Here is a 21,387-nt window from a genome sequence, read left to right as displayed (position 1 = left end):
AATAATGTGGGAGAGTGAGAGATTGCTACTTTACTAACGGTGGAACGAATATTATAATAATTCTGATAAACTATGCAAACGCTTTCTTAGAAGGGGATGGTGTACAGATGTTTAAAAGAGTAACAATAGTCGGATTGTCAGTTGTTATGTTTTTACCTAGTATATATGAGGGGAGTAAAGCATATGCAGATACAGTTAACAATGGAACGTTAATGCAGTATTTTGAGTGGTATGCTCCGAATGATGGGGATCATTGGAATCGTTTGCGTACTGATGCTGAAAATTTAGCGCAAAAAGGAATTACATCTGTTTGGATACCACCTGCATATAAAGGAACTACGCAAAATGACGTAGGATATGGAGCATATGATTTATATGATTTGGGGGAATTCAATCAAAAGGGAACAGTGCGGACGAAATATGGGACGAAAGCACAATTGAAGTCTGCAATTGACGCTTTACATAAGAAAAACATCGATGTATACGGTGATGTAGTTATGAATCATAAAGGTGGGGCTGATTATACAGAAACTGTCACAGCAGTTGAGGTAGACCCAAGCAATCGAAATGTTGAAGTATCAGGTGATTATGAAATTAGTGCTTGGACAGGATTTAACTTTCCAGGGCGTGGAGATTCTTATTCTAATTTCAAATGGAAATGGTATCATTTTGACGGAACAGATTGGGATGAAGGAAAGAAATTAAACCGAATTTATAAATTTAGGGGCATAGGTAAAGCGTGGGACTGGGAAGTGTCTAGCGAGAATGGGAATTATGATTATTTGATGTACGCGGATCTTGATTTTGATCATCCAGATGTTGCGAATGAAATGAAAAAATGGGGAACGTGGTATGCGAAGGAATTAAATTTAGATGGCTTTCGTTTAGATGCTGTTAAACATATTGATCATGAATATTTGCGCGATTGGGTAAATCATGTTAGACAGCAAACGGGGAAAGAAATGTTTACAGTAGCTGAATATTGGCAAAATGATATCCAGACTTTAAATAATTATTTAGCGAAGGTCAATTATAATCAATCTGTGTTCGATGCACCACTGCATTATAATTTTCAGTATGCTTCAACAGGAAATGGGAATTATGATATGAGAAATATTTTAAAAGGAACGGTAGTTGCGAATCATCCTACACTTGCGGTTACTCTAGTTGAAAATCATGATTCACAGCCTGGTCAGTCATTGGAATCTGTAGTGAGCCCTTGGTTCAAACCGTTGGCATATGCATTTATTTTAACGCGTGCAGAGGGATATCCTTCTGTTTTCTATGGTGATTACTATGGTACAAAAGGAAATAGTAACTATGAAATTCCAGCGTTAAAGGACAAAATTGATCCGATTTTGACGGCACGAAAAAACTTTGCATATGGTACGCAGCGTGATTATTTTGATCATCCAGATGTAATTGGCTGGACAAGAGAAGGTGATAGTGTACATGCTAATTCTGGTTTAGCAACGTTAATCTCTGATGGACCAGGAGGGTCAAAGTGGATGGATGTTGGGAAGAATAACGCAGGGGAAGTATGGTACGATATTACGGGTAATCAAACAAATACTGTAACAATTAATAAGGACGGGTGGGGGCAGTTCCAAGTAAGTGGAGGATCAGTTTCCATATATGTTCAGCAGTAATTTTGTGATGAAAAAGGAGAGGTAGACTGAAATATAAGTTTTCCTCTCCTTTTTATATGGTGCATATTTATTTTTCCTGAATCTTTATTGTAATAAAAGAACTAGTCGACCTTTATAACAACAAGAGATGCATTGGAATAAATAATGTCACCCGTGGCTTCTCTTATTCGTAATCGAAGAACATCTCCTTGGTTTAAAGGTAATAGATCAGTTCTGGCGGATGTGGCTCTTACCCCAGAAGCACCACCAACTCGTGTTTCAATTGCGAATTGAATGGAATCGTTTATTGTAAGATTTAATATGCTAGACGAAATAGCTTGTATTACAAATACGATTGAAAAGGATACAGAGTATACACCAGTGGTATCAATTGTAATGGAGTTGTCTACTGGATTTAGAGTAGTTCCACTAACAGGTCCTGGAATGGTAAAGTTGACATTTGTATTAACTACTGCTGAAAAACCGATTCCTACTTCAGAAGTTATTGTTCCAAATACGGGAAGAATCCCTAAACCAGTTGCGCCAGTGGGACCAGTTATTCCAATTCCGGTAGGGCCTGTAACCCCAGTGGGACCAGTTATTCCGATACCGGCAGGACCTGTAACCCCAGTGGGGCCAGTTATTCCGATTCCGGTAGGACCTGTAACCCCGGTGGGACCAGTTATTCCGATTCCAGTAAAACCTGTCGCACCGGTAGGGCCTGTGATTCCAGTAGGTCCAGTAGGGAAAGTAAATGGTGGAATTGATGGTAGTGTGGGACCGATTAAATTTGGTTCCAGAGCAGGTCCATGTAAAGTATTATATTCTTCATTCATATAGTAAACCTCCTATCATTGCTTGTCATAATTATTAAATGTATTAGAGGAAGTAAATGACATTCGCAATAGCGGAGCCGCTTCTATAATTTTTCCTCAGCAAATATAGGTCTAGTTTAAGTGATATTGAAGCGTACAGTTACGTACTACTTAAGTATGACACCTTTACTTCTCACGTAACATATAGTATGATGATTTCAATAAATTAGATTTCAATGACTATAATATAAATTAATGAGAGGTGCTTTTTGTGAGTGCGGTAGGTACTAAATAGGAAAAATTTAATGAAATAAGTCAGATAAGAACAGGGGATTTTTATGTATACCATACCCCTAACTTTGTCATGGATTTATTTCGATACCTATGAAGATACCTACAATACTTTATAAAGCGTGTAATAAGGGACTGCCATCTATTTTTTATGGCTTATTTCCTCATATGTTATTACACATGCCTTGTAAATGTAAAAGCTGCGGTATCCCCGCAGCTTTTTTGTATATATTTTTAATGTATAAAAATGGTAATTGAATAATGTAGAACTCATTGGAATCTAATGAGTAGGTATCTTCATTTATGATAAAAATCAATCATAGTGAGGAGAAACAAAATGAATACGATGACTTTTGAAAAGTTACAATATAACGAATTAAAGGATATAGTGAAATCTTATTGTGTAAGTGGATTAGGTAAGGAATTATTAAACAAATTAGAGCCGAGTACGAGTCTAAAAGTAGTGAGAAATCGCTTGAATGAAACGACAGAAGCACGAGCTATATTAGATGCAGAGGGGCATGTTCCTTTCTTCGGCATTTCTAATATTGCTAGTACAATTCAAAAATTAGAAAAAGGGATGATTTTAGATCCAGAAGAATTAGTAAGTGTTTCAGACTTTTTACGTGGATGTAGAAAGATTAAAAAGTTTATGTTAGATAAAGAATTTTTTGCACCAGTATTAGCTTCTTATGCAAATTCAATGACTGAATATAAAAGTATTGAAGAGGAAATTAACTTTTCAATTAAAGGAAATAGTATTGATGTAGCTGCAAGTAAAGAGTTAAAGCGAATTCGAAATAATATTGATTCTGTAGATGGGAAAATAAAAGAACGTTTAATGAAATTTTTAAATAGTATTGCAAATAAGAAATTCATTCAGGAATTCTTTATTAGTAAAAAGGATGACCGTTATACGATTCCAATTAAATCTTCCTATAAAAATCAAGTTGCTGGAAGTATTATTGAAGCCTCGGCAAAAGGCTCTACTGTATTTATAGAACCGCATACGGTTACGAAATTGAATGCAGAATTAGCAGGTTTGAAAGCAGAAGAAGCGGTTGAAGAGTATCAGATTTTAGCGACGTTATCAGGAATGGTGTTAGAAAACATTTATAGTATAAAGATTAACATGGAGCTAATTAGTCAGTATGATATGGTATTTGCGAAGGCAAAGTTTAGTAAATCGATTGATGGAATAGAGCCGAAGTTAAATGATCATGGCTACATTCATTTAGTGAATTGTAAGCATCCGCTTTTAACAGGGCAAGTTGTACCGTTACATTTTAAAATTGGTCAAGAGTATCGTAGTTTAATTATTACAGGGCCGAATGCGGGCGGAAAGACAATTGTGTTAAAAACGATTGGATTGTTAACATTAGCTACAATGTCAGGCCTTCATATTGCAGGAGATAGAGGTACAGAAATCGCTATTTTCGAAAATGTATTCGTAGATATTGGTGATAATCAAAGTATTGAAAATGCATTAAGTACATTTTCGTCTCATATGAAAAATCTTTCTGAGATTATGAGGATGTCAAATAATAATACGTTGCTATTATTTGATGAAATTGGGAGCGGTACAGAACCGAATGAAGGTGCAGCACTTGCAATTTCTATTTTAGAAGAATTGTACCTTGCGGGATGTATTACCGTTGCGAGTACGCATTACGGAGAAATTAAACGATTCTCAGAAATGCACGATGACTTTATGAATGCAGCGATGCAATTTAATAGTGAAACGTTAGAGCCGCTTTATAAATTAGTTATCGGAAAATCAGGGGAAAGTAATGCACTTTGGATTGCGAATAAAATGAGCGTAAAAGAACATGTACTGAAAAGAGCGAAAGAGTACATGGGAAATAAAGAGTACGCTTTAGAAAAAGTGAATGAAAGTAAAATTAGAAAACCGAAATTTGTACAAGAAAAAAGAGAATCTCATTATGAGTACAAAATCGGCGATCGTGTGAATTTATTGGATTATGATGATTTTGGTGTGCGCCCATACGGGCATGTAGAGAATCTCCTTAGACAAGAGATGGGAGTCTGTGCTTAACCCATTTACCACCTTGCTTACCTAGAAGGGGAAACCCGGAGGGGACCAGAGCATGCAAGGAAAGCCCTAAGTTACCAAAATGACCTAGGTACGACTGAGGGGCAAGGTAAAAATGTTATGAATAAGGATGAAGGCTAAACTGCTTGAACCATAGTCCAAAGTGGAGTATCGTCGCCCGAAGTGCAGGGTCATTGAAACGCTTCGCAGTCTAAGAATGGAAATATTGCCGAAGTTTCCATTGAACATACGTGTTACGTATGGCAGACCAAAGACTGACTAACTTGAATAACAAGTAACGGACGAAAGTGGCATCCGACATCATAATTAGTCTAGTCTCTATATGTACTAAATGGGGATTACCTAACTTGGAGCGCCTTGTAAGGAGGCTATTGAGGATGATACCAAGTGTGAAAAGCAAGGTATGTGGCTCATGAAAATCCAATATGGTAACGGAGTTCTCGTAGTAGTCAGAGCGAGGGAAAGCCTCGTACAAGGCGAAGGAGAACAGTCTTTTCGACTAATATTAAATTGGGAAGGGGCGTGAGGCTCTTGCGAAGCCCAAAAATCGTATTAGAAAATCTAGCATCTCACAGTAAGAAAGCAGGGTACAAATACAAGAAATTATATCGAAATCTGTACAATCCATTATTTTTCCTTGAAGCCTACCAAAACATATACGCTAGCGAAGGAAATATGACTGCTGGAACAGATGGAAAAACCATTGACGGAATGTCTGAAAGAAGAATCTCGGAATTAATTGATAAATTAAGAGATTATTCGTATCAGCCAAAACCAGTAAGAAGAGTTTATATTCCAAAGAAAAATGGAAAAAAGCGTCCGTTAGGCATACCTTCCGTAGAAGATAAGTTAGTCCAAGAAGTCATAAAAAACCTACTAGAATCTATCTATGAACCGACTTTTAGTAAGTTATCTCATGGTTTCCGCCCTGAAAAGAGCTGCCATACAGCTTTATTTCAGGTGAAAAGCACGTTTACTGGGAGTAGATGGTTTATTGAGGGCGATATTGAAGGTTTTTTTGACAATATTAATCATCATATCCTTATCCATACTCTAAGGAAGAGGATAGATGATGAACAATTTATTGCGCTTATATGGAAGTTTCTTAGAGCCGGTTACTTAGAAGACTGGAAGTTCCATAAGACGTTTAGTGGTACACCGCAAGGTGGTATACTTAGCCCTTTATTAGCGAATATTTATTTAAATGAATTAGATAATTTTATGAATCAGTATAAGTCAACTTTTGATGTAGGAAAGATTAGAAGGACAAATCCAACCTACTCTAAAATCCAACATCAGATAAATAAGGCTAAGAAGAAACTAAGGGAAGCTAAAGAAAAAGATGAAGTACGAGAAAAAGAGCTGACTAATAAAATACGTGAGTTATTAGCTGAAAGAGAACACACGCCCCAAGGATATCCAATGGATGAGAATTATAAACGAATTCAATATGTGAGATACGCCGATGATTTTTTAATTGGAGTTATTGGGAGTAAGGAAGATGCGAATAGAGCAAAGAAAGACATCGCTAATTTCTTGAAATCTAAACTTAAGCTAACGTTATCCGAGGAGAAAACACTTATAACAAACACAAGAAATAAAGCTAGATTTTTAGGCTACGACGTTAAAGTTGGACGAGATTTCCATTCCAAACGACGAAGTGATGGAATAAAAACAAGAGCATTCTCACTAAAGTGTGAACTATATATGCCTACTGATCTTGTTTATAGTCGCCTATTTAAAAAAGGGGTAATAAAAATCAACCAAAAGACAGGTCAATGGAAACCAATTCACCGTCCAGAGTTAATTAAATTAGTGCCTCTTGAGATTTTAAGGAACTATAACGCTCAAATACGTGGAACCTATCAATATTATCAACTGGCAGTGAATGTGTGCCATTTAAACAGTTATAAGTATCTCCTGGAGTACTCTATGTATAAAACCTTAGCAAATAAGTACCGTACTACCTTAGGAAAAGCTAAACAAAAATTTATGGTGAATGGAATATTCCAAGTCAGTTATAAGATAAAGTCCGGCAAGAAAACGGAAGTGCTTTATGATAAGGGATTTCGTAGGAATAAAGCTCCTATAACTAAAAAGGATATAGAAAAACTTCCTTCGGAAGTATCCTACCAATCCCGAACATCGCTTATTCAAAGGTTGATGGCTAATCAATGTGAATGGTGTAAGGCTGAAGAAGGCTCAATGGAAGTTCATCATGTTCGAAAGTTAAAGAACCTTAAAGGGAAAAAGAAATGGGAAAGACAGATGATAGCAAGGAACCGTAAAACAATGATACTTTGTCGAAAGTGTCATCGTGACCTGCATAACGGGAAGCTAGACTGAAGAGACGGAGAGCCGTATACCTTGAGAGGGGTACGTACGGTTCGGGGGGGAGTTCTCGGAAACCTAAGACCGAGAGGTCTTAAGGCGCTGGGTTCTTACCCTACATCATCTATAAGGAAAAAGATAATTTTTATAACGTTGTTGTATATTATAACGGTGAATTCGTTGAAGTAAATGTAAAACGTATTACTTTAGAAGTAGCAGCGAAGGAGTTATATCCAGAAGGATACGATTTAAATACACTATTTGTTGATTATAAAGAAAGAAAAATGCAACACGATATTGAGCGCGGATCGAAAAAAGCACTGCGTAAAATTCAAAAAGAAATAAGAAAGAATAGAGGATAAGTTAAAATGGTAACGATTAGACAAGAACAAAAAAATGATTATAGAAAAACAGAAGAAGTCGTAAAAGAAGCATTTTTACTTGAAGAATTTAGTGATAAAACAGAACATGAACTTGTAAAACGTATTAGAGAATGTGACGCGTTTGTTCCGGAGTTATCAATTGTTGCGGTAGATGAAGATATAGTTGGTCACATTATGTTATCGAAAATTACAATAGAACAAGATGGAACTTCTGTAGAATCGTTAGCACTTGCGCCAGTTTCAGTTGCTAGGGGCCATCAGAAGAAAGGAATTGGCGGAAAACTGATCACGGCTGCTTTAGAAAAAGCGAAAGAACTTGGATACGGATCAGTTGTAGTATTAGGACCTCCAGAGTACTACCCGAAATTTGGTTTTAAGAAAGCAAGTGAGTGGAATGTAAAAGCACCGTTTGAAGTGCCTGAAGAAGTGTTTATGGCGATGGAGCTAAGAGAGAACGCTCTCCAAGGTGTAGAAGGAGTTGTTCAGTATTCGAGTGCTTTTGCTGAGTAGGAGTAACGGTTAAGAAATGTAATCATAAAAGATGCTATCTTTTTGTATGGATATACAGAAAGATAGCTTTTTTTATTAAGCGGATCTACTGACGTATATTTTGCTCAATGAATAATTGAGGTGGTAAAATTGAGATAGAAACGTAAAGGGAGAGAATAGAATGAATAAGCGAGAAACAGATAGCAATGAGAATGCAGTTACGTTATATGTTACAAGACACGGTAAAACAATATTAAATACGAATCATCGCGCGCAAGGTTGGGCTGATTCTCCATTAGTAGAAAAAGGTGTTGAAGTTGCCACAAATTTAGGAACAGGATTAAAAGATATTCATTTTATGAATGCGTATAGTAGTGATAGTGGCCGAGCGATTGAAACTGCTAATTTAGTATTAAAATATAGTGAGCAATCAAAATTAAAACTTGAGCAAAGAAAAGATTTGCGAGAATTAAATTTCGGTATTTTTGAAGGTGAAAAACTTGAGAATATGTGGGATGTGGTTGGAAAAGCTGCAGGCGTTCCATCACCAGAAGAACTTATGAAGTTTTCTATTCAAGAAGTGATTAATCTTATTAGAGTAGCAGATCCTACAAAACAGGCGGAAGATTGGGAATTATTTTCTACTCGTATAAAAGCTGAGATAGATAAAATTAGTGAAGAAGCTGCTGAAAATGGTGGCGGTAACGTTTTAGTTGTCGTTCATGGGCTTTTGATTACTACCTTAATAGAAATGTTAGACAGTAGCAAAACAAAACTTGGGGTGGAAAATGCTAGTGTGACGAAGATTGTATACCAAGATGGAACATATACAGTCGAGTCGGTTGGAGATATGAGTTATGTTGCAAAAGGGAAAGAAAGTGTGGAAATATAATTAAATCTCCAAGAGATATAAGAAAAGGAAGGTAGAGAAATCTAGCTTCCTTTTCTTATTGGAACGATTATGGAATTAATAAAATCTTCCCTGTACTTTTTCTGCTCTCTAATAATTTATGTGCAAGAGCACCATCTTGTAAGGAGAATGTAGTAGGGCACTCAATGTTTAATTTGCCAGTTGCGATCCAATCGAATAATTGAGTAGATCGTTTTTTACGTTCTTCATAAGTGGTAAGAACGTTCCAAAGGTCTCCGCCAGTTAAAGTTTTTGAAGTATCCATAAGCATACGTGGATCAACTGGCGCAGGATTACCACCAGCCATTCCGTAAAATACGACAGTACCGCCAATTTTAGTAGCGTTAAAACTGTCCTCTAATGTAGAACCTACTGATTCATATACAACATTTACTCCAGTTCCATTAGTCATTTCAAGTACTTTCGTATGCCATTCTTCGTTATATAAAAATACGTGATCGGCACCAGCTAATGTAGCTATCTTTGCTTTCTCTTTTGATGACGTTAAACCAATTACTTTTCCGCCATATAGTTTAATCATTTGAACAAGAAGTTGACCGACGCCACCAGCTGCAGCGTGTACTAAAGCTATATCACTTTGTTTTAGTTGATAGCTATCTTGCGTTAAATAATGTGCAGTTAATCCTTGTAATAAGACAGAAGCGGCTGTTTCAAAAGAAATAGAATCTGGTAGTGGGATTACTTTTTCAGATGGAACGGCAACTAGTTCTGCATTTGCAAATGGGACGTCCGCAAATGCAATACGGTCTCCTAGGTTGATAGTAGTAACGTCAGCTCCTACTTTTTCAACAATTCCAGCTCCTTCATAACCTAATACATAAGGCGGATTGCCAGCAAGATGATAATCGCCGCGGCGTCTATAAATATCAGCGAAGTTTAATCCGATTGCTTTCGTGCGGACTAGAATTTCATTTGGATTTATGATTGGATCATGTATTTCTTTATATTGTAGTACATCTGGATTTCCAAACTGTTCGAAACAAAGTGCTTTCATATGGAATCCCTCCATTTGTATTGTTTGTCGATGCTCTTTATCATACAATACAAATATCAATAGGCAAAGAGGATTATTTTGATGAAATCAATCGGAAATATCGATTGAAAAGAGGGATGATAAATGGAGATAAAACAATTAATTACATTTAAAGTAGCAGCAGACACTTTGAATTTTACACAAACTGCAAAGAAATTAAATTTTGCCCAATCAAGCGTAACGGCACAAATTAAAACGTTAGAAGCTGAGCTTGGTACACCGTTATTTGAAAGATTAGGAAAACGCCTTTTCTTAACTGAAGCAGGAAGAAAGTTTCAACTATATGCGGACAAGATAATCGCACTTAGTAAAGAAGCAAAGACGGCCGTGAAAGATGATGAGGAAATAGCAGGTACGTTAATAATTGGTGCACAAGAAAGTCAATGTACATACAGACTGCCTTCTATATTAAAGAGGTTTAAAGCACAATTTCCTCAAATAAAACTTATATTTAAACCAGCACATTCCAATAAAGATGCAAAGGAACAATTGATGGAGGGGAAAGTAGATCTTGCATTTATTTTGGACGAATGTAAAACAGAAGATGTTTTACATGTGGAACCACTTATGAAAGAAGAATTAAAAGTAGTAGCTGCTCCTACGCATCGTTTACTTGAACAACCTTCAGTTTCTATAAAAGATTTAGAGAGTGAAACACTTCTACTAACAGAATTAGGCTGCTCGTATCGGACTTTATTTGAAGAACTATTTCGTATAGAAGATGTGTATCCAGCAAATAAAATTGAGTTCGTTAGTGTCGAGGCAATTAAACAATGTGTTATTGCAGATTTAGGTATAGCTGTTCTACCAGCGATAGTAGTAGAAAAAGATATAAGAGAAGGGACAATAAAAGAGTTACATTTAGAAAATGCAATTTCATCGATTTATACACAAATTGCTTGGCATAAAGATAAATGGATGACAGCACCACTGCAGCAATTTATTGATGTAACAAGGGAGTTTTTTACAACGGATTAAGTGGAGAAATATTTATTTTATATAAAAGAAAAAATGGCAATTTTGTATAAAGAACCGATGCTTGAATATAACAAGTATCGGTTCTTTTATGTTTTAAATATAGAATGCTATAAAATGTGTATTTCTCAACTTTTTTCTTACAAGGATAAGTAAAATTCTTCGTATATTCCAATAATCATCAGGGAATTTAAAACGTTTATTCGTTTCTGTAAGATGCCTCTAGGAAGAGTGAAAGGAGGGCTTACATAGCAGTATAGCTTGTCTTTAGTATACGTACTTATTGTGAGGGGGAATTTAAAATGTTTAAAAAGTTAATGAAAGTATGTGTGTTAAGTGCGGCAAGTATAGGTGTATTATTTAGTTTTCAAGGAAGTACATTTGCAGCTACTGATTTAAGTAGTTATTATGACGGGAAAAATCCAGCAACAACGAAAGTATACGGGGGAAGTACAACATGTGATGCAGATGGATTTAATGCAAAGTCTACAGCAGTTTATGAAGGTAGTAAAAAAGTGGGGACAGTGTATTTACGTTACAGTAATAAATGTCATGAAGCATGGGCTAAGTTTGTGTTAGATCAACCAGCACCAGCTGTTTCGGGAGGAGTGTACGCGTACGCTGTTGTAAATAAATACAAAAATGATGTATTCCAAAAATCAGTTACTTCTAATCAGGGGAACGGCACAATAAAAACAGGTCAAACGAGCACTTATACAGGAATGGTATTTGATTTAACTGCTGATTTCGGATACACAGCAGATGCTGAAGCAGTTACGTTTAATAACGGTTACGGGAAAACAGCACGTTACTAATAAAGGAGTGAAATTATATGAAACTTTTAAAAAAGACGAGTGCATGTTTATTGCTATCTTTACTCGTTGTAACTAGTATGTTTAGCACGATTAATAGCGATAAAGCATATGCAGAAGATCATTCATATGATGGGAAAAGTCCTTATTATAATAGTTGTGATCAATCCGCAGTAACGAAAGAGAAGAAATGGATAGATTCAAATTCTTATGTAGAATTAAAATTTAGCACGACGTGTAAGACGGCTTGGGCGAAAGTTACTGTAACTCGTCCAGCAGTTTATAATAACGAAGCTGATGCAAGGGTTGTTAGAAAAACAGATGGAAAGGCATATACTTGCGGAAGTGCTGGAGGAAATGGTGTTGTAAATAAAGGACAAACATCATGCTATACGCCAATGGTATATGACTTGGATCCAAGAAAAGCGCAAGCACAGGGGAAACATGCCATTCCGAATAGCGATGCTTATAATTATGCGGAGACTATTTGGTATTGATGAGGATATGGAGATTGTAAGGTAGAGTATTTTAAGAGCATGTTTAGATTGGATTTCAAAACATGCTCGATTTGTATTCATTCTAATTTTTTCGGTAATCATAAACCATTGAATTAACTAAGGTCAGTATCAGGAGGAGTATATCCAAGGTACCTAGCCATCGATACAATTTGTCCTTTATGATGAAACTCATGAGTCTCCGTATGAGTTAAAAGCCATAGCGGAGTTGTGCTCCAAGGTTCTTTTTGCCACTTTACTTCATTTGCTATATTTTCGAGCCAACGGTCATTGTATTCATCTAAAAAACGTTGTACAGTCTCATCTACTAACTTAAATCTAGCACGGACTTTTTCCACATCTGCATGCTCAATTTCGTAATCGCTAGCAAATGAAAAATCTGCTCTTTTTTGCTTGAATGCGAATGATCCAAGCCAGTATCGGTAGCAATCGGCTACATGAATATGCGTCTTTATAATGCTACCGCTCCCGAAATTAGGAACAGTGCTATGTAATTTTTCTAGTGGGATTTCTTCCAAAAACGAAAATAGAGTTTCTCTTGTAGAGCTAATAAGATCATATTGTTGTTTTAAAACATGTAACATGTAATTGACACTCCTCTATTATTTACTAAACTAACTGTGTAGTAAGTAATTCTATATTTATTAGGGGTGAACCTTTTAATTATTTTTACTAAGCATATTAGATGTTTTTCTTAATCGTTTCTGATAGATTAAACAAGGTGAAACGTTAATAAGTTGAACATTCTTAGTTCATAATAAATTGTACATCAAGAAGGGGAACGATAAAATGAATAGACTAGTGGGTTTAAAACAATTTGAAATAACGCGCGGGGCGTTACTTAAATTTATGGAAACGTTAGATGATAAAACTGCGGATACGCAGCCAGAGGGTTTTAACAATACAATTCGTTGGCATATCGGTCATGTGTTAACGGCAGCAGAGGTTTTCATGTTTGGAAAAGAATTCAAACAATTACCAACTGAATATCCAGGTATGTTTGGGTATGGATCACGACCATCTAAATGGAAAACAGAAGGACCATCGTTAGAAGTATTAACGGATCAATTAAAAGAACAAGCAAAACGTATTAACGAAATTCCAGCAGAAGCATTTGAAAATAAACTGCCAGAGCCATTCCTAGGATTGGAAACAGTAGGGGAGCTTTACGGTATGATGCTTTATCATGAAGCTGATCATATTGGGCAAATGAAAGCGATGGAACGTATTATTAAAGCTCTTTAGTCTTAATTGCATATAACAAGCAATACAGTTGTAATGTTAAATAATATATACAAAAAAGGTAGATAAATTATTATCTACCTTTTTTGTATAACTTCTTGAAGGATTAGGGATTATCATCGTGGTGCTGATGAAGAAGGATTAGAGAATTTTATAATTTTTTAGGTTGTGATTATTAATTGTAGTATTCCTAAATATGGAATATAAGTATAATGATAGAGAAGAACTAGAAATAGGGGTGAATACTATGATTACATTAGAGCAAAAGTTAGAGCAATATAAACATACATATGTACAGTTAAAGGGAGAACTAAAATGGAAAACGAGTGATTCTCGAACAGGAATGATGATTGCTGCTATGTATGCAGGTAGTGATAAATTGTTTAATCTCGAACGTTTTTTAGAAATTAGTAGTTATATTAAGAATCAGGTAGGGATGTTTTCATACTTAAAGTCTTATCATCGTTTTGTAGTGGCCGCAACATTAGATATTCACTTTACAGATTACAAGAAAGCTTTTCGGACGTTTTTAGATTTATATGAACAATTGGTCACTAGTGGCTTTAGCCGGAGTATATTTACTTATCTCGCAGCAGCTGTGCTTTTAACAGAAGAAAATGAACAGCATGGCGCGCACATTCAGCGTTCGATGCAAGTATATAAACGCATGAAAAAGGATCACCTCTTTCTTACAAGTACAAATGATTATCCGCTCGCGGTTTTATTAGCAGGACAATCAGAGAATGTAGAAACACTTATGGATCGTGTAGAACGTCTGTATCAGAAACTAGCGAAAGCTGGTTTGCGTAAAGGGAATGATCTTCAGTTTTTAAGTCATATTCTTTCACTAAAGAAGGATGTCCGTGAAGAAATGTTAGTTGCAACATGTACAAACATATGGAATTTGTTAAAACAAGAAAAGGTAAAAGTGAAACAGATGCATTATCCAGCAATCGGGCTACTAGCGTTACTTGAAGATGGAGAAAAAGAGATTTATGCTATTAAAGCGTTGATTGAAAAACTGCAGGGGGAGAAATTATTCCGTTGGCATGCAGATGCGAATATTCTTATTGCTATTCAACTGTTCGTAAGTCAGAAAGGTGAGGAAAGTAAAGCTACCAACACAGGTTTACAAACTATGATAGAAGTCCTCATACAAGCACAACAAGCAGCTATGATGGCAACGATTGCCGCTTCATCTGCAGCAACATCTTCTGCTAGTAGTAGCTCATAATATGTAACTACTTTAATAAGGAAGGTAAAAAAGCCCATCACTTTCTAATGAGTGATGGGCTAACTATTTTTACATAATCAGCATTATTTTTTCGACTCTTTCAAATGTTTGAGTTGTGTAACAATCATAATGCTAATAACAACGAGTAAAAACCATGAACTAATTTTGCTTAAGTGAACGAGATTCCACGCTTCCCGTTGATTTGGATATTGCCATGCTCCGAAAAATGTTGCGATGTTCTCTGCAATCCAAATAAAGAACCCAATAAGGAAAAAGGAGAGAACGAGTGGCATTTTATATGTAACGCCTCGTAATGAAAATTCTACAAATGTCCGAAAGAAAACGATGAATAAAAGTACAGTTAATACCCATCTAAAGTCATATAGAAAATGATGTGTGAAAAAATTAAAGTAAATCATAGCGCCTAGCGGTATAGCAAAAATAGCCCTCGGCCAATGGTACATTTGTAAATGTAATCTTCTCCACGCTTGGCATATGTAACTGGCAACACTTGCATACATAAAGCCACTGTAAAGTGGAACTCCAAAAACTTTTGAATATGCCTCTTCTGGATAACTCCATGAACCGAAATGTACTTTATATATTTCTAGTAAAAGCCCGATAAGGTGAAAAACAGTAATTACTTTTAGTTCATCTTTCGTCTCAAGTCCAGTCTTATACATAATCCACTGCATAAGAAGACATACGATGAGTATGAAATCATAGCGGTATAACCCTGGGATGGAAATGATTTTTGATAGGGCTAGTGTTAAGAAAATAACGACTGGGAATAAACAGGATAATGCTTGCTCGTAAGTGAAATGTAATAGTTGTTTTATATAGAACATTGTATCTCCTTTTTGTTAGAAAAATCAAAATAATGACTAAGTATACTACAATTTAAAAAATAAACCAGCAGTCTATTTTGCATGTATTTGTAAGTTTTAGAAAGGAATTGTAATAAGTATTTTAATATTTAACAAATTAAAAAAATAGTTTGCTATTTTAAAAAAGTGAGGATATAATTTCTAAATAAAAATGATAATTATTATCAATAAATAGTATAAAATAAAAATAATTATAAAAAACAACTGAATATAAAGGATGAAATGAAACATGTTACATAAGTCTGCTGTATATGCTGGCAATAAGCACATGAAACATATTAAGTTCATATGTTTCATGTGCTTATCAATTTTATGTTTAATCGGATCTATATTTTTAGCTATTGCATTCGGTGCAAAGGATATCCATTTGCAAACCGTATGGACAGCGGTTTTTGATTATAATCCGAAATTAACGCAGCACCAAATTATATATGAATTAAGGCTCCCAAGGGTAATTGGAGCAGCAGTTGTAGGAGCAGCTTTTGCGGTCGCTGGGGCTGTTATGCAAGGAGTAACACGAAATCCTTTAGCTGATGCAGGTGTGCTTGGCATAAATGCAGGTGCGATGTTTGTAGTAGCACTTAGTTTTGCCTTTTTTCCGCATATGCCATATTCCTATTTAATGATTGTCTCTTTTATTGGAGCGGTTTTAAGTACAGTACTCATTTTTATTATCGGATCGGCCACATCAGGCGGATTAACACCAATGAGGTTAACGATTGCTGGAGCGGTTATGGCAGCGCTTTTACATTCATTAAGTTCAGGTGTTGCGATTTATTATGATTTAAGCCAAGATTTAGCGTTTTGGTATGCTGGTGGTGTTGCAGGGGTTAAGTGGGAACACTTGAAATTTTTAGTCCCTATTATTCTTATAACGATTATTTTTGCGACAATGCTAGGGAGATCTATTTCACTCATATCAATGGGAGATGATGTTGCTACAAATTTAGGAGTGAAAACGAACCGAACGAGAATACTAGGGATGATTATAGTAGTCATTCTTGCAGGTGTATCTGTTTCAGCTGTTGGTTCTATCGGATTTGTAGGACTCGTTATTCCGCATATTGCTAGAAAATTAGTTGGTGTTAATTATCGACTCATTATTCCTATGTCAGCATTATTAGGTGCTATGTTATTAGTTTTAGCTGACCTAGGAGCAAGAGCAGTAAACCCTCCTAAAGAACTTGCGATAGGAATTATGGTAGCTCTTGTTGGAGTTCCGTTCTTCCTCTATATAGCACGTAAAGTTGGGAGGGAGCTATAAGTGAAGGGTCTTATTAACACAGATAAAAAAAGAGCCATTACTGTAACTACAATATTCGGTTGTATTGGTATCGCTGTCATTTTACTTAGCTTAAATACAGGGACACTTAGTATTGCACCGCTCAAAGTAATTCAAACGCTTTTCGGTTATGGTGATTTTGAAAGTGCAACCGTGCTATACGATTATCGTATGCCAAGAATTATAATCACAATGTTAGCTGGTATTGGCCTTGGGATTTCCGGTGCGATTTTACAAGGATTATCACGTAACGCACTTGCAGACCCTGGTATTTTAGGATTGCATTCAGGTGCATCTTTCGGGCTAATTATATTTGTTACTTTCTTTCATTCTATTAATGAGAATGCATCGATTTTAATACCGTTATTTACATTTGGTGGGGGAATACTAGCTGCATTTTTAATTATTATACTTGCGAGTGATCGATCAAAAGGTTTACTTCCTATTAGACTTATTCTCGTTGGTATTGCTGTTTCAGCTGGATTTAGTGCGATTTCGTTATTTTTCTCTCTCAAGTTAAATGATGAGACATATACATTCGCTTCCAGATGGTTAGTTGGTAACGTGTGGGGAAGGGATTGGATTCATGTCCTTGCATTATTACCTTGGATTTTCATACTAACCCCGTATGCATGGCTAAAATCTAAAACGTTAAATGCATTGTCACTAGGTGATAGTGTGGCAGCAGGACTTGGTGTTTCTGTTCAAAAAGAACGGTTACTACTTTTAGCTACAGCGGTTGGATTATCTTGCGCGAGTGTATCGATGGCAGGAGGAATTGGTTTTATCGGTTTAGTTGCTCCGCATATTGCAAGAAAGTTAGTAGGTACTACGTATCAACATTTTCTTCCTTTAGCTGGCATTATCGGAATGATTATTTTAGTGCTAGCAGATACGATAGGTCGTTCTATATTTGAGCCAAACTCTATTCCAGCTGGTGTAGTAGTGGCAGCTTTAGGAGCACCGTATTTTCTTTATTTACTTACAAAAACAAAATAAATACTTCAAAGAGGAGAACATATGAAAAAGAAACTTACTATTTTATTTAGCATGATGTGTATTTTAGTATTAGCAGCATGTGGTCAAACGAAAGCTAATGAAGAGGCAACGAAAAAAACGGAAAAAAGTAATGACCCAAAAATTGCTTCAATGTCTATTCATTTAACAAATGATTTACTTGCATTAGGAATTACACCAGTAGGTTCTGTTATTGGGGGAGATTTAAAAGATTTCTTACCGCACGCTAAAGAGAAGTTGAAAGATACGAAGAAGCTTGGTGTTGTAACAGATCCGAATATGGAAGCGTTACTTCAATTAAAGCCAACTGACATTTATGTTGATGAAAAATATGCTGGTAAAGATGTAGCGAAATACGAAAAAATTGCAAAAACACATTCTTTCAATTTAGATGAAGGTACGTGGAGAGATCATTTAAAACAAGTTGGTAAACTTGTAAACCGTGAGAAAGAAGCAGATAAATATATTCAAGATTACGAAGAGCAATCAAAACGAGTAAAAGGTTTAATAGATAAAGAGCTAGGTAATAACGAAAAAGTAATGGCAATTCGCGTTACTGCAAAAGAATTGCGTGTATTTAGTACGAAAAGACCGATGGGACCAATTTTATTCCAAGACTTAGGGTTACAGCCTGCAAATGGTGTAGAGAAAATTGATGGAAACCGCCCTTTCGAAGTCATTTCACAAGAAGTATTACCTGACTTTGATGCAGATGCGATTTTCGTTGTTGTAAATAGAGATGATAAAGCAAAAGCAGCATTTAAACAACTTCAAGAAACGCCAATTTGGAAAGACTTAAAAGCAGTTAAAGGCAAGCACGTATACATTATCAATGATCAACCATGGCTGGACTATTCTGCTTTAGGAAACAAAATGGCAATGGATGAAGCGGAGAAAATGTTTACGAAATAATATAGTTTTGCTATTAGGAAAGGCCCTCTAAATTTGGAGGGCCTTTCTATTATTGTTAGAATAAATAAAAAATTATACAATGAAGTTAATTCAATATGGAGGAGATGTGCCAATGTCAGCGCTTATTGTAAGTATCCCGTTTATAAAGCAGTTTATGGAACTAGGGGATAAATGGGCTGAAACAATTATCCCCATTATGTAATAAAGGGGGATTTTGAAATGACAATGAATCTTTTTCGAAATAAAACGATTAAATTATCAGTTATGAGAGAAAAAGATGTTGAATTGATGGCTATGTGGCAAGAGGATAGTGAGTATTTAAGAAATGTAGATACAGATGTAGCATTCCCGCAATCTTTAAATGAAATAGCAAGTGATGGGCTATTAAAAGGACGGAGATCGAATAGTGTTTCTTTCATGGTAAGGACAGTTCAAGAAGATCGCTTAATTGGTTTTGTGGCGATTCATGGTATAGAGTGGAATAACGGAACAGGTTTATTAGCTATTGGTATAGGAGATGCGAATGATAGAGGAAAGGGATATGGGAAAGAAGCAATACATCTTATTCTAAAGTATGCTTTCTATGAATTGAATTTACACCGCATCGGTCTTGATGTTATTTCGTATAATAAACTTGCCATTGCATTGTATAAAAAGATGGGTTTTCAGATGGAAGGCTGTATGAGAGAAGCGGTTCAAAGAGATGGGAAGTGTTTTGACCGTATGATTATGGGGATATTGCGGGATGAATGGATAGAGCTGCAAGGTTAGAAAGTACATTCGAAATTATATATGTAGTATGCAGGAGATATAATGGTAATTGGCGAAAATTTACAGTGTGTTGATTGAATTTATAAGGAGTCATGCAAAATGAATTTAGAAAAGGCAAAACCAGTAAATGAAGAGGTCGCCGAATTAAAAGAACTTATTAAAGAGTTACACGGAAGTGTGCACCAACTGCAAAGCGAAGTGCAGCAACTAAGGCACGAAAGACCAGTTGTTGAAGTGAGAAAAGGTGTTCAATTATCACCAACAATTGTCGGACAAATTGGTGGTATGATTTTAGGTGGTTTAGCAATTATCGGTATATTTTGGTGATGAAAAAAGGTTTGCAGCACGGATGCTGCAAACCTTTTGTATTTGACGATATAATTTCATGCAATACAACTTTTACATTAAATAACGTAAATATATATAAGCATGTGATAACAAGAGTGCAACAATAGTTAATGGTAAACCAATTTTTAAGAAGTCCATATAAGAGAAGCCATGTCCTTCACGTTTTGCAATACCAGCAACGACTACGTTTGCAGATGCTCCGATTAGTGTTCCATTTCCTCCTAAGCAAGCTCCAAGAGATAACGCCCACCATAGTACTTCGATTTGCGGAGAATCGACAGATAGTCCGAGTCCTGTAGCTAAGTCTTGAATAAGAGGAATCATCGTTGCGACAAATGGGATGTTGTCGATTGTCGCAGATGCGATGCCAGATACCCATAAAATAAGTATAGCTGCGAATCCGATGTCACCGTTTGTTACATCGATTACTTCTCTTGCAAGTGAAGAGATAAGTCCGATATCAATTAACCCGCCAACGAGAACAAATAATCCGGCGAAGAAGAAAATGGTAACCCATTCAACGTGGGCAAATACATCTTCAATATCATGTTCTTTCACGCCGATTAACATAAGAAGTGTAGCGCCTGTCATCGCGATAACAGCAGCGTCTACATGAATAATCGAATGAAGTACGAAGCCTAAAATTGTTAGTCCTAAAATCGAAATAGATTTTAAAAGGAGGCTTTGATCTTTAATGTAATCTTTTTCGTTTAATGCCATTAGTTTTTCGATTTGTTCAGGTGTTGTTTTTAGTTTGTTACGATACATGAAGTAAATAATGCCAAGTGTCACGATAGAAATAATAATTACGATTGGAGCTAAGTTAAGTAAAAAGGCGTTAAAGTCTAAATGCTTGTTTGCTGATCCAATCATAATATTAGGTGGATCACCGATTAATGTTGCTGTTCCGCCTATATTTGAAAACAGCACTTCTGAAATCAAATAAGGCACAGGATTTACTTTTAAAATACGTGTAATGGATAATGTAACAGGAACGATTAATAAAACAGTCGTTACATTGTCCAAAAATGCTGATCCGACAGCAGTTAATAGGGATAGTAATAATAAAATGCGAATCGGTTTTCCGCCAGCTGCTTTTGCCGCTTTAATGGCCACAAATTCAAAGACGCCTGATTGACTCGTAATATGTACGAGAATCATCATCCCAATTAAAAGGGTAATCGTTTCCCATTGAATATGTGATGTGAAAGCAGTATGTAAATCTACAACTCCAAAAATAATCATAATAGCAGCACCGAATAGTGCGATTACAGCACGATTCAATTTCTCAGAAATAATAAATCCGTACGTGATTAAAAATACGGCAATTGCAAAATAATATTGCCAATTTGCTACTTCATGTGCTGACTGTTCCAATCATGTCACCTTCTTTAAATTATGTATTCAATTGTCGAAA

19 protein-coding genes and 2 pseudogenes are annotated in these 21,387 nt (G+C 35.9%); 16 read left to right on the top strand and 5 right to left on the bottom strand.

Going from position 1 to position 21,387, the window contains the following annotated elements:
* Positions 1-107: 107 nt before the first annotated feature.
* Positions 108-1,649: an alpha-amylase gene (gene amyS, locus BCG9842_RS16925; RefSeq protein WP_000476900.1), complete on the top strand. Its 1,542-nt coding sequence runs from the start codon at positions 108-110 to the stop codon at positions 1,647-1,649.
* A 101-nt stretch (positions 1,650-1,750) separates the two neighbouring features.
* Here amyS and BCG9842_RS16920 read toward each other — a convergent pair whose 3' ends face one another.
* A complete protein-coding gene (locus BCG9842_RS16920; protein WP_001001586.1) occupies positions 1,751-2,464 on the bottom strand; it encodes an exosporium leader peptide-containing protein in 714 nt (237 codons plus the stop codon).
* A 607-nt stretch (positions 2,465-3,071) separates the two neighbouring features.
* Here BCG9842_RS16920 and BCG9842_RS16915 point away from each other — a divergent pair.
* The 5 genes and pseudogenes from BCG9842_RS16915 to BCG9842_RS16900 form a co-directional block, all read left to right on the top strand.
* Positions 3,072-4,757 (top strand): annotated as a pseudogene (locus BCG9842_RS16915) (endonuclease MutS2); the annotation flags it as partial.
* Between the two features lie 582 nt (positions 4,758-5,339).
* Positions 5,340-7,154: a group II intron reverse transcriptase/maturase gene (gene ltrA / locus BCG9842_RS16910; protein WP_001257375.1), complete on the top strand. Its 1,815-nt coding sequence runs from the start codon at positions 5,340-5,342 to the stop codon at positions 7,152-7,154.
* Positions 7,155-7,258: 104 nt separating this feature from the next.
* Positions 7,259-7,501, top strand: a pseudogene (locus BCG9842_RS30140) (endonuclease MutS2); the annotation flags it as partial.
* Positions 7,502-7,507: 6 nt separating this feature from the next.
* The gene (locus tag BCG9842_RS16905; RefSeq protein ID WP_000256474.1) at positions 7,508-8,032 is read left to right on the top strand and encodes a GNAT family N-acetyltransferase; all 525 of its coding nucleotides are present in this window, start codon (positions 7,508-7,510) and stop codon (positions 8,030-8,032) included.
* Between the two features lie 160 nt (positions 8,033-8,192).
* The gene (locus BCG9842_RS16900) at positions 8,193-8,903 is read left to right on the top strand and encodes a histidine phosphatase family protein (RefSeq protein ID WP_001042047.1); all 711 of its coding nucleotides are present in this window, start codon (positions 8,193-8,195) and stop codon (positions 8,901-8,903) included.
* Positions 8,904-8,970: 67 nt separating this feature from the next.
* Here BCG9842_RS16900 and BCG9842_RS16895 read toward each other — a convergent pair whose 3' ends face one another.
* Positions 8,971-9,936 carry a quinone oxidoreductase family protein gene (locus BCG9842_RS16895; protein WP_000645236.1) on the bottom strand — a complete coding sequence of 322 codons (966 nt, stop codon included), beginning with the start codon at positions 9,934-9,936 and terminating at the stop codon, positions 8,971-8,973.
* 123 nt (positions 9,937-10,059) lie between these two features.
* On the opposite strand from BCG9842_RS16895, the gene BCG9842_RS16890 reads away from it, so the two are divergent.
* From BCG9842_RS16890 to BCG9842_RS16880, 3 genes are all read left to right on the top strand, one after another.
* Entirely contained in the window at positions 10,060-10,953 is an 894-nt protein-coding gene (locus tag BCG9842_RS16890; RefSeq protein WP_000403873.1) for a LysR family transcriptional regulator, read from the top strand.
* Positions 10,954-11,252: 299 nt separating this feature from the next.
* Positions 11,253-11,765 (top strand): DUF2690 domain-containing protein, encoded by a 513-nt coding sequence (locus tag BCG9842_RS16885; RefSeq protein ID WP_000473736.1) that lies wholly within the window; start codon positions 11,253-11,255, stop codon positions 11,763-11,765.
* A 17-nt stretch (positions 11,766-11,782) separates the two neighbouring features.
* Positions 11,783-12,259, top strand: a complete 477-nt coding sequence (locus BCG9842_RS16880; protein ID WP_000771161.1) for a DUF2690 domain-containing protein — start codon at positions 11,783-11,785, stop codon at positions 12,257-12,259.
* A gap of 113 nt (positions 12,260-12,372) precedes the next feature.
* Here the strand turns inward: BCG9842_RS16880 and BCG9842_RS16875 are convergent, their stop codons facing one another.
* Complete coding sequence (locus BCG9842_RS16875; RefSeq protein WP_000903443.1) at positions 12,373-12,861, bottom strand: DinB family protein; 489 nt, start codon at positions 12,859-12,861, stop codon at positions 12,373-12,375.
* Positions 12,862-13,066: 205 nt separating this feature from the next.
* Between BCG9842_RS16875 and BCG9842_RS16870 the strand changes: the two genes are divergently transcribed.
* Together BCG9842_RS16870 and BCG9842_RS16865 are read left to right on the top strand one after the other, a co-directional pair.
* Entirely contained in the window at positions 13,067-13,522 is a 456-nt protein-coding gene (locus tag BCG9842_RS16870; RefSeq protein ID WP_001081120.1) for a DinB family protein, read from the top strand.
* Between the two features lie 193 nt (positions 13,523-13,715).
* Entirely contained in the window at positions 13,716-14,753 is a 1,038-nt protein-coding gene (locus tag BCG9842_RS16865) for a DUF4003 domain-containing protein (protein ID WP_003309751.1), read from the top strand.
* Positions 14,754-14,836: 83 nt separating this feature from the next.
* On the opposite strand, the gene BCG9842_RS16860 is transcribed toward BCG9842_RS16865, so the two are convergent.
* Positions 14,837-15,601 (bottom strand): DUF817 domain-containing protein, encoded by a 765-nt coding sequence (locus BCG9842_RS16860; RefSeq protein ID WP_000499382.1) that lies wholly within the window; start codon positions 15,599-15,601, stop codon positions 14,837-14,839.
* 268 nt (positions 15,602-15,869) lie between these two features.
* On the opposite strand from BCG9842_RS16860, the gene BCG9842_RS16855 reads away from it, so the two are divergent.
* The 5 genes from BCG9842_RS16855 to BCG9842_RS16835 all read left to right on the top strand — a co-directional run bounded on the left by BCG9842_RS16855 (position 15,870) and on the right by BCG9842_RS16835 (position 19,949).
* On the top strand, positions 15,870-16,904 hold the full coding sequence (locus BCG9842_RS16855; RefSeq protein WP_000902700.1) for a FecCD family ABC transporter permease: 1,035 nt from the start codon (positions 15,870-15,872) through the stop codon (positions 16,902-16,904).
* Complete coding sequence (locus tag BCG9842_RS16850) at positions 16,905-17,921, top strand: FecCD family ABC transporter permease (RefSeq protein ID WP_000677264.1); 1,017 nt, start codon at positions 16,905-16,907, stop codon at positions 17,919-17,921. It begins immediately after the preceding gene.
* A 21-nt stretch (positions 17,922-17,942) separates the two neighbouring features.
* Positions 17,943-18,851 (top strand): iron-hydroxamate ABC transporter substrate-binding protein, encoded by a 909-nt coding sequence (locus BCG9842_RS16845; protein WP_000728216.1) that lies wholly within the window; start codon positions 17,943-17,945, stop codon positions 18,849-18,851.
* Positions 18,852-19,070: 219 nt separating this feature from the next.
* Positions 19,071-19,622, top strand: a complete 552-nt coding sequence (locus BCG9842_RS16840; RefSeq protein WP_000178513.1) for a GNAT family N-acetyltransferase — start codon at positions 19,071-19,073, stop codon at positions 19,620-19,622.
* A gap of 99 nt (positions 19,623-19,721) precedes the next feature.
* Positions 19,722-19,949, top strand: a complete 228-nt coding sequence (locus tag BCG9842_RS16835; RefSeq protein ID WP_001047304.1) for a hypothetical protein — start codon at positions 19,722-19,724, stop codon at positions 19,947-19,949.
* A gap of 72 nt (positions 19,950-20,021) precedes the next feature.
* On the opposite strand, the gene BCG9842_RS16830 is transcribed toward BCG9842_RS16835, so the two are convergent.
* Complete coding sequence (locus BCG9842_RS16830) at positions 20,022-21,347, bottom strand: ArsB/NhaD family transporter (protein WP_000437992.1); 1,326 nt, start codon at positions 21,345-21,347, stop codon at positions 20,022-20,024.
* Positions 21,348-21,387: the final 40 nt, after the last annotated feature.

It is taken from the genome of Bacillus cereus G9842 (genome assembly GCF_000021305.1).
GTDB classification, from domain to species: Bacteria; Bacillota; Bacilli; order Bacillales; family Bacillaceae_G; genus Bacillus_A; species Bacillus_A thuringiensis_S.
The sequence above is the reverse complement of the archived record's forward strand: the minus strand, read 5'-3'. Positions and strand labels throughout refer to the sequence as shown.

What these genes read in the sequence shown, in the direction of transcription:
- amyS (WP_000476900.1), top strand. Translation starts at nt 108, where the DNA reads ATGTTTAAAAGAGTAACAATAGTCGGATTGTCAGTTGTTATGTTTTTA.
- BCG9842_RS16880 (WP_000771161.1), top strand. Translation starts at nt 11,783, where the DNA reads ATGAAACTTTTAAAAAAGACGAGTGCATGTTTATTGCTATCTTTACTC.
- BCG9842_RS16840 (WP_000178513.1), top strand. Translation starts at nt 19,071, where the DNA reads ATGACAATGAATCTTTTTCGAAATAAAACGATTAAATTATCAGTTATG.
- BCG9842_RS16905 (WP_000256474.1), top strand. Translation starts at nt 7,508, where the DNA reads ATGGTAACGATTAGACAAGAACAAAAAAATGATTATAGAAAAACAGAA.
- BCG9842_RS16890 (WP_000403873.1), top strand. Translation starts at nt 10,060, where the DNA reads ATGGAGATAAAACAATTAATTACATTTAAAGTAGCAGCAGACACTTTG.
- BCG9842_RS16920 (WP_001001586.1), bottom strand. Translation starts at nt 2,464, where the DNA reads ATGAATGAAGAATATAATACTTTACATGGACCTGCTCTGGAACCAAAT.
- BCG9842_RS16870 (WP_001081120.1), top strand. Translation starts at nt 13,067, where the DNA reads ATGAATAGACTAGTGGGTTTAAAACAATTTGAAATAACGCGCGGGGCG.
- BCG9842_RS16865 (WP_003309751.1), top strand. Translation starts at nt 13,716, where the DNA reads ATGGAATATAAGTATAATGATAGAGAAGAACTAGAAATAGGGGTGAAT.
- BCG9842_RS16900 (WP_001042047.1), top strand. Translation starts at nt 8,193, where the DNA reads ATGAATAAGCGAGAAACAGATAGCAATGAGAATGCAGTTACGTTATAT.
- BCG9842_RS16875 (WP_000903443.1), bottom strand. Translation starts at nt 12,861, where the DNA reads ATGTTACATGTTTTAAAACAACAATATGATCTTATTAGCTCTACAAGA.
- BCG9842_RS16835 (WP_001047304.1), top strand. Translation starts at nt 19,722, where the DNA reads ATGAATTTAGAAAAGGCAAAACCAGTAAATGAAGAGGTCGCCGAATTA.
- BCG9842_RS16855 (WP_000902700.1), top strand. Translation starts at nt 15,870, where the DNA reads ATGTTACATAAGTCTGCTGTATATGCTGGCAATAAGCACATGAAACAT.
- BCG9842_RS16885 (WP_000473736.1), top strand. Translation starts at nt 11,253, where the DNA reads ATGTTTAAAAAGTTAATGAAAGTATGTGTGTTAAGTGCGGCAAGTATA.
- BCG9842_RS16860 (WP_000499382.1), bottom strand. Translation starts at nt 15,601, where the DNA reads ATGTTCTATATAAAACAACTATTACATTTCACTTACGAGCAAGCATTA.
- BCG9842_RS16895 (WP_000645236.1), bottom strand. Translation starts at nt 9,936, where the DNA reads ATGAAAGCACTTTGTTTCGAACAGTTTGGAAATCCAGATGTACTACAA.
- BCG9842_RS16845 (WP_000728216.1), top strand. Translation starts at nt 17,943, where the DNA reads ATGAAAAAGAAACTTACTATTTTATTTAGCATGATGTGTATTTTAGTA.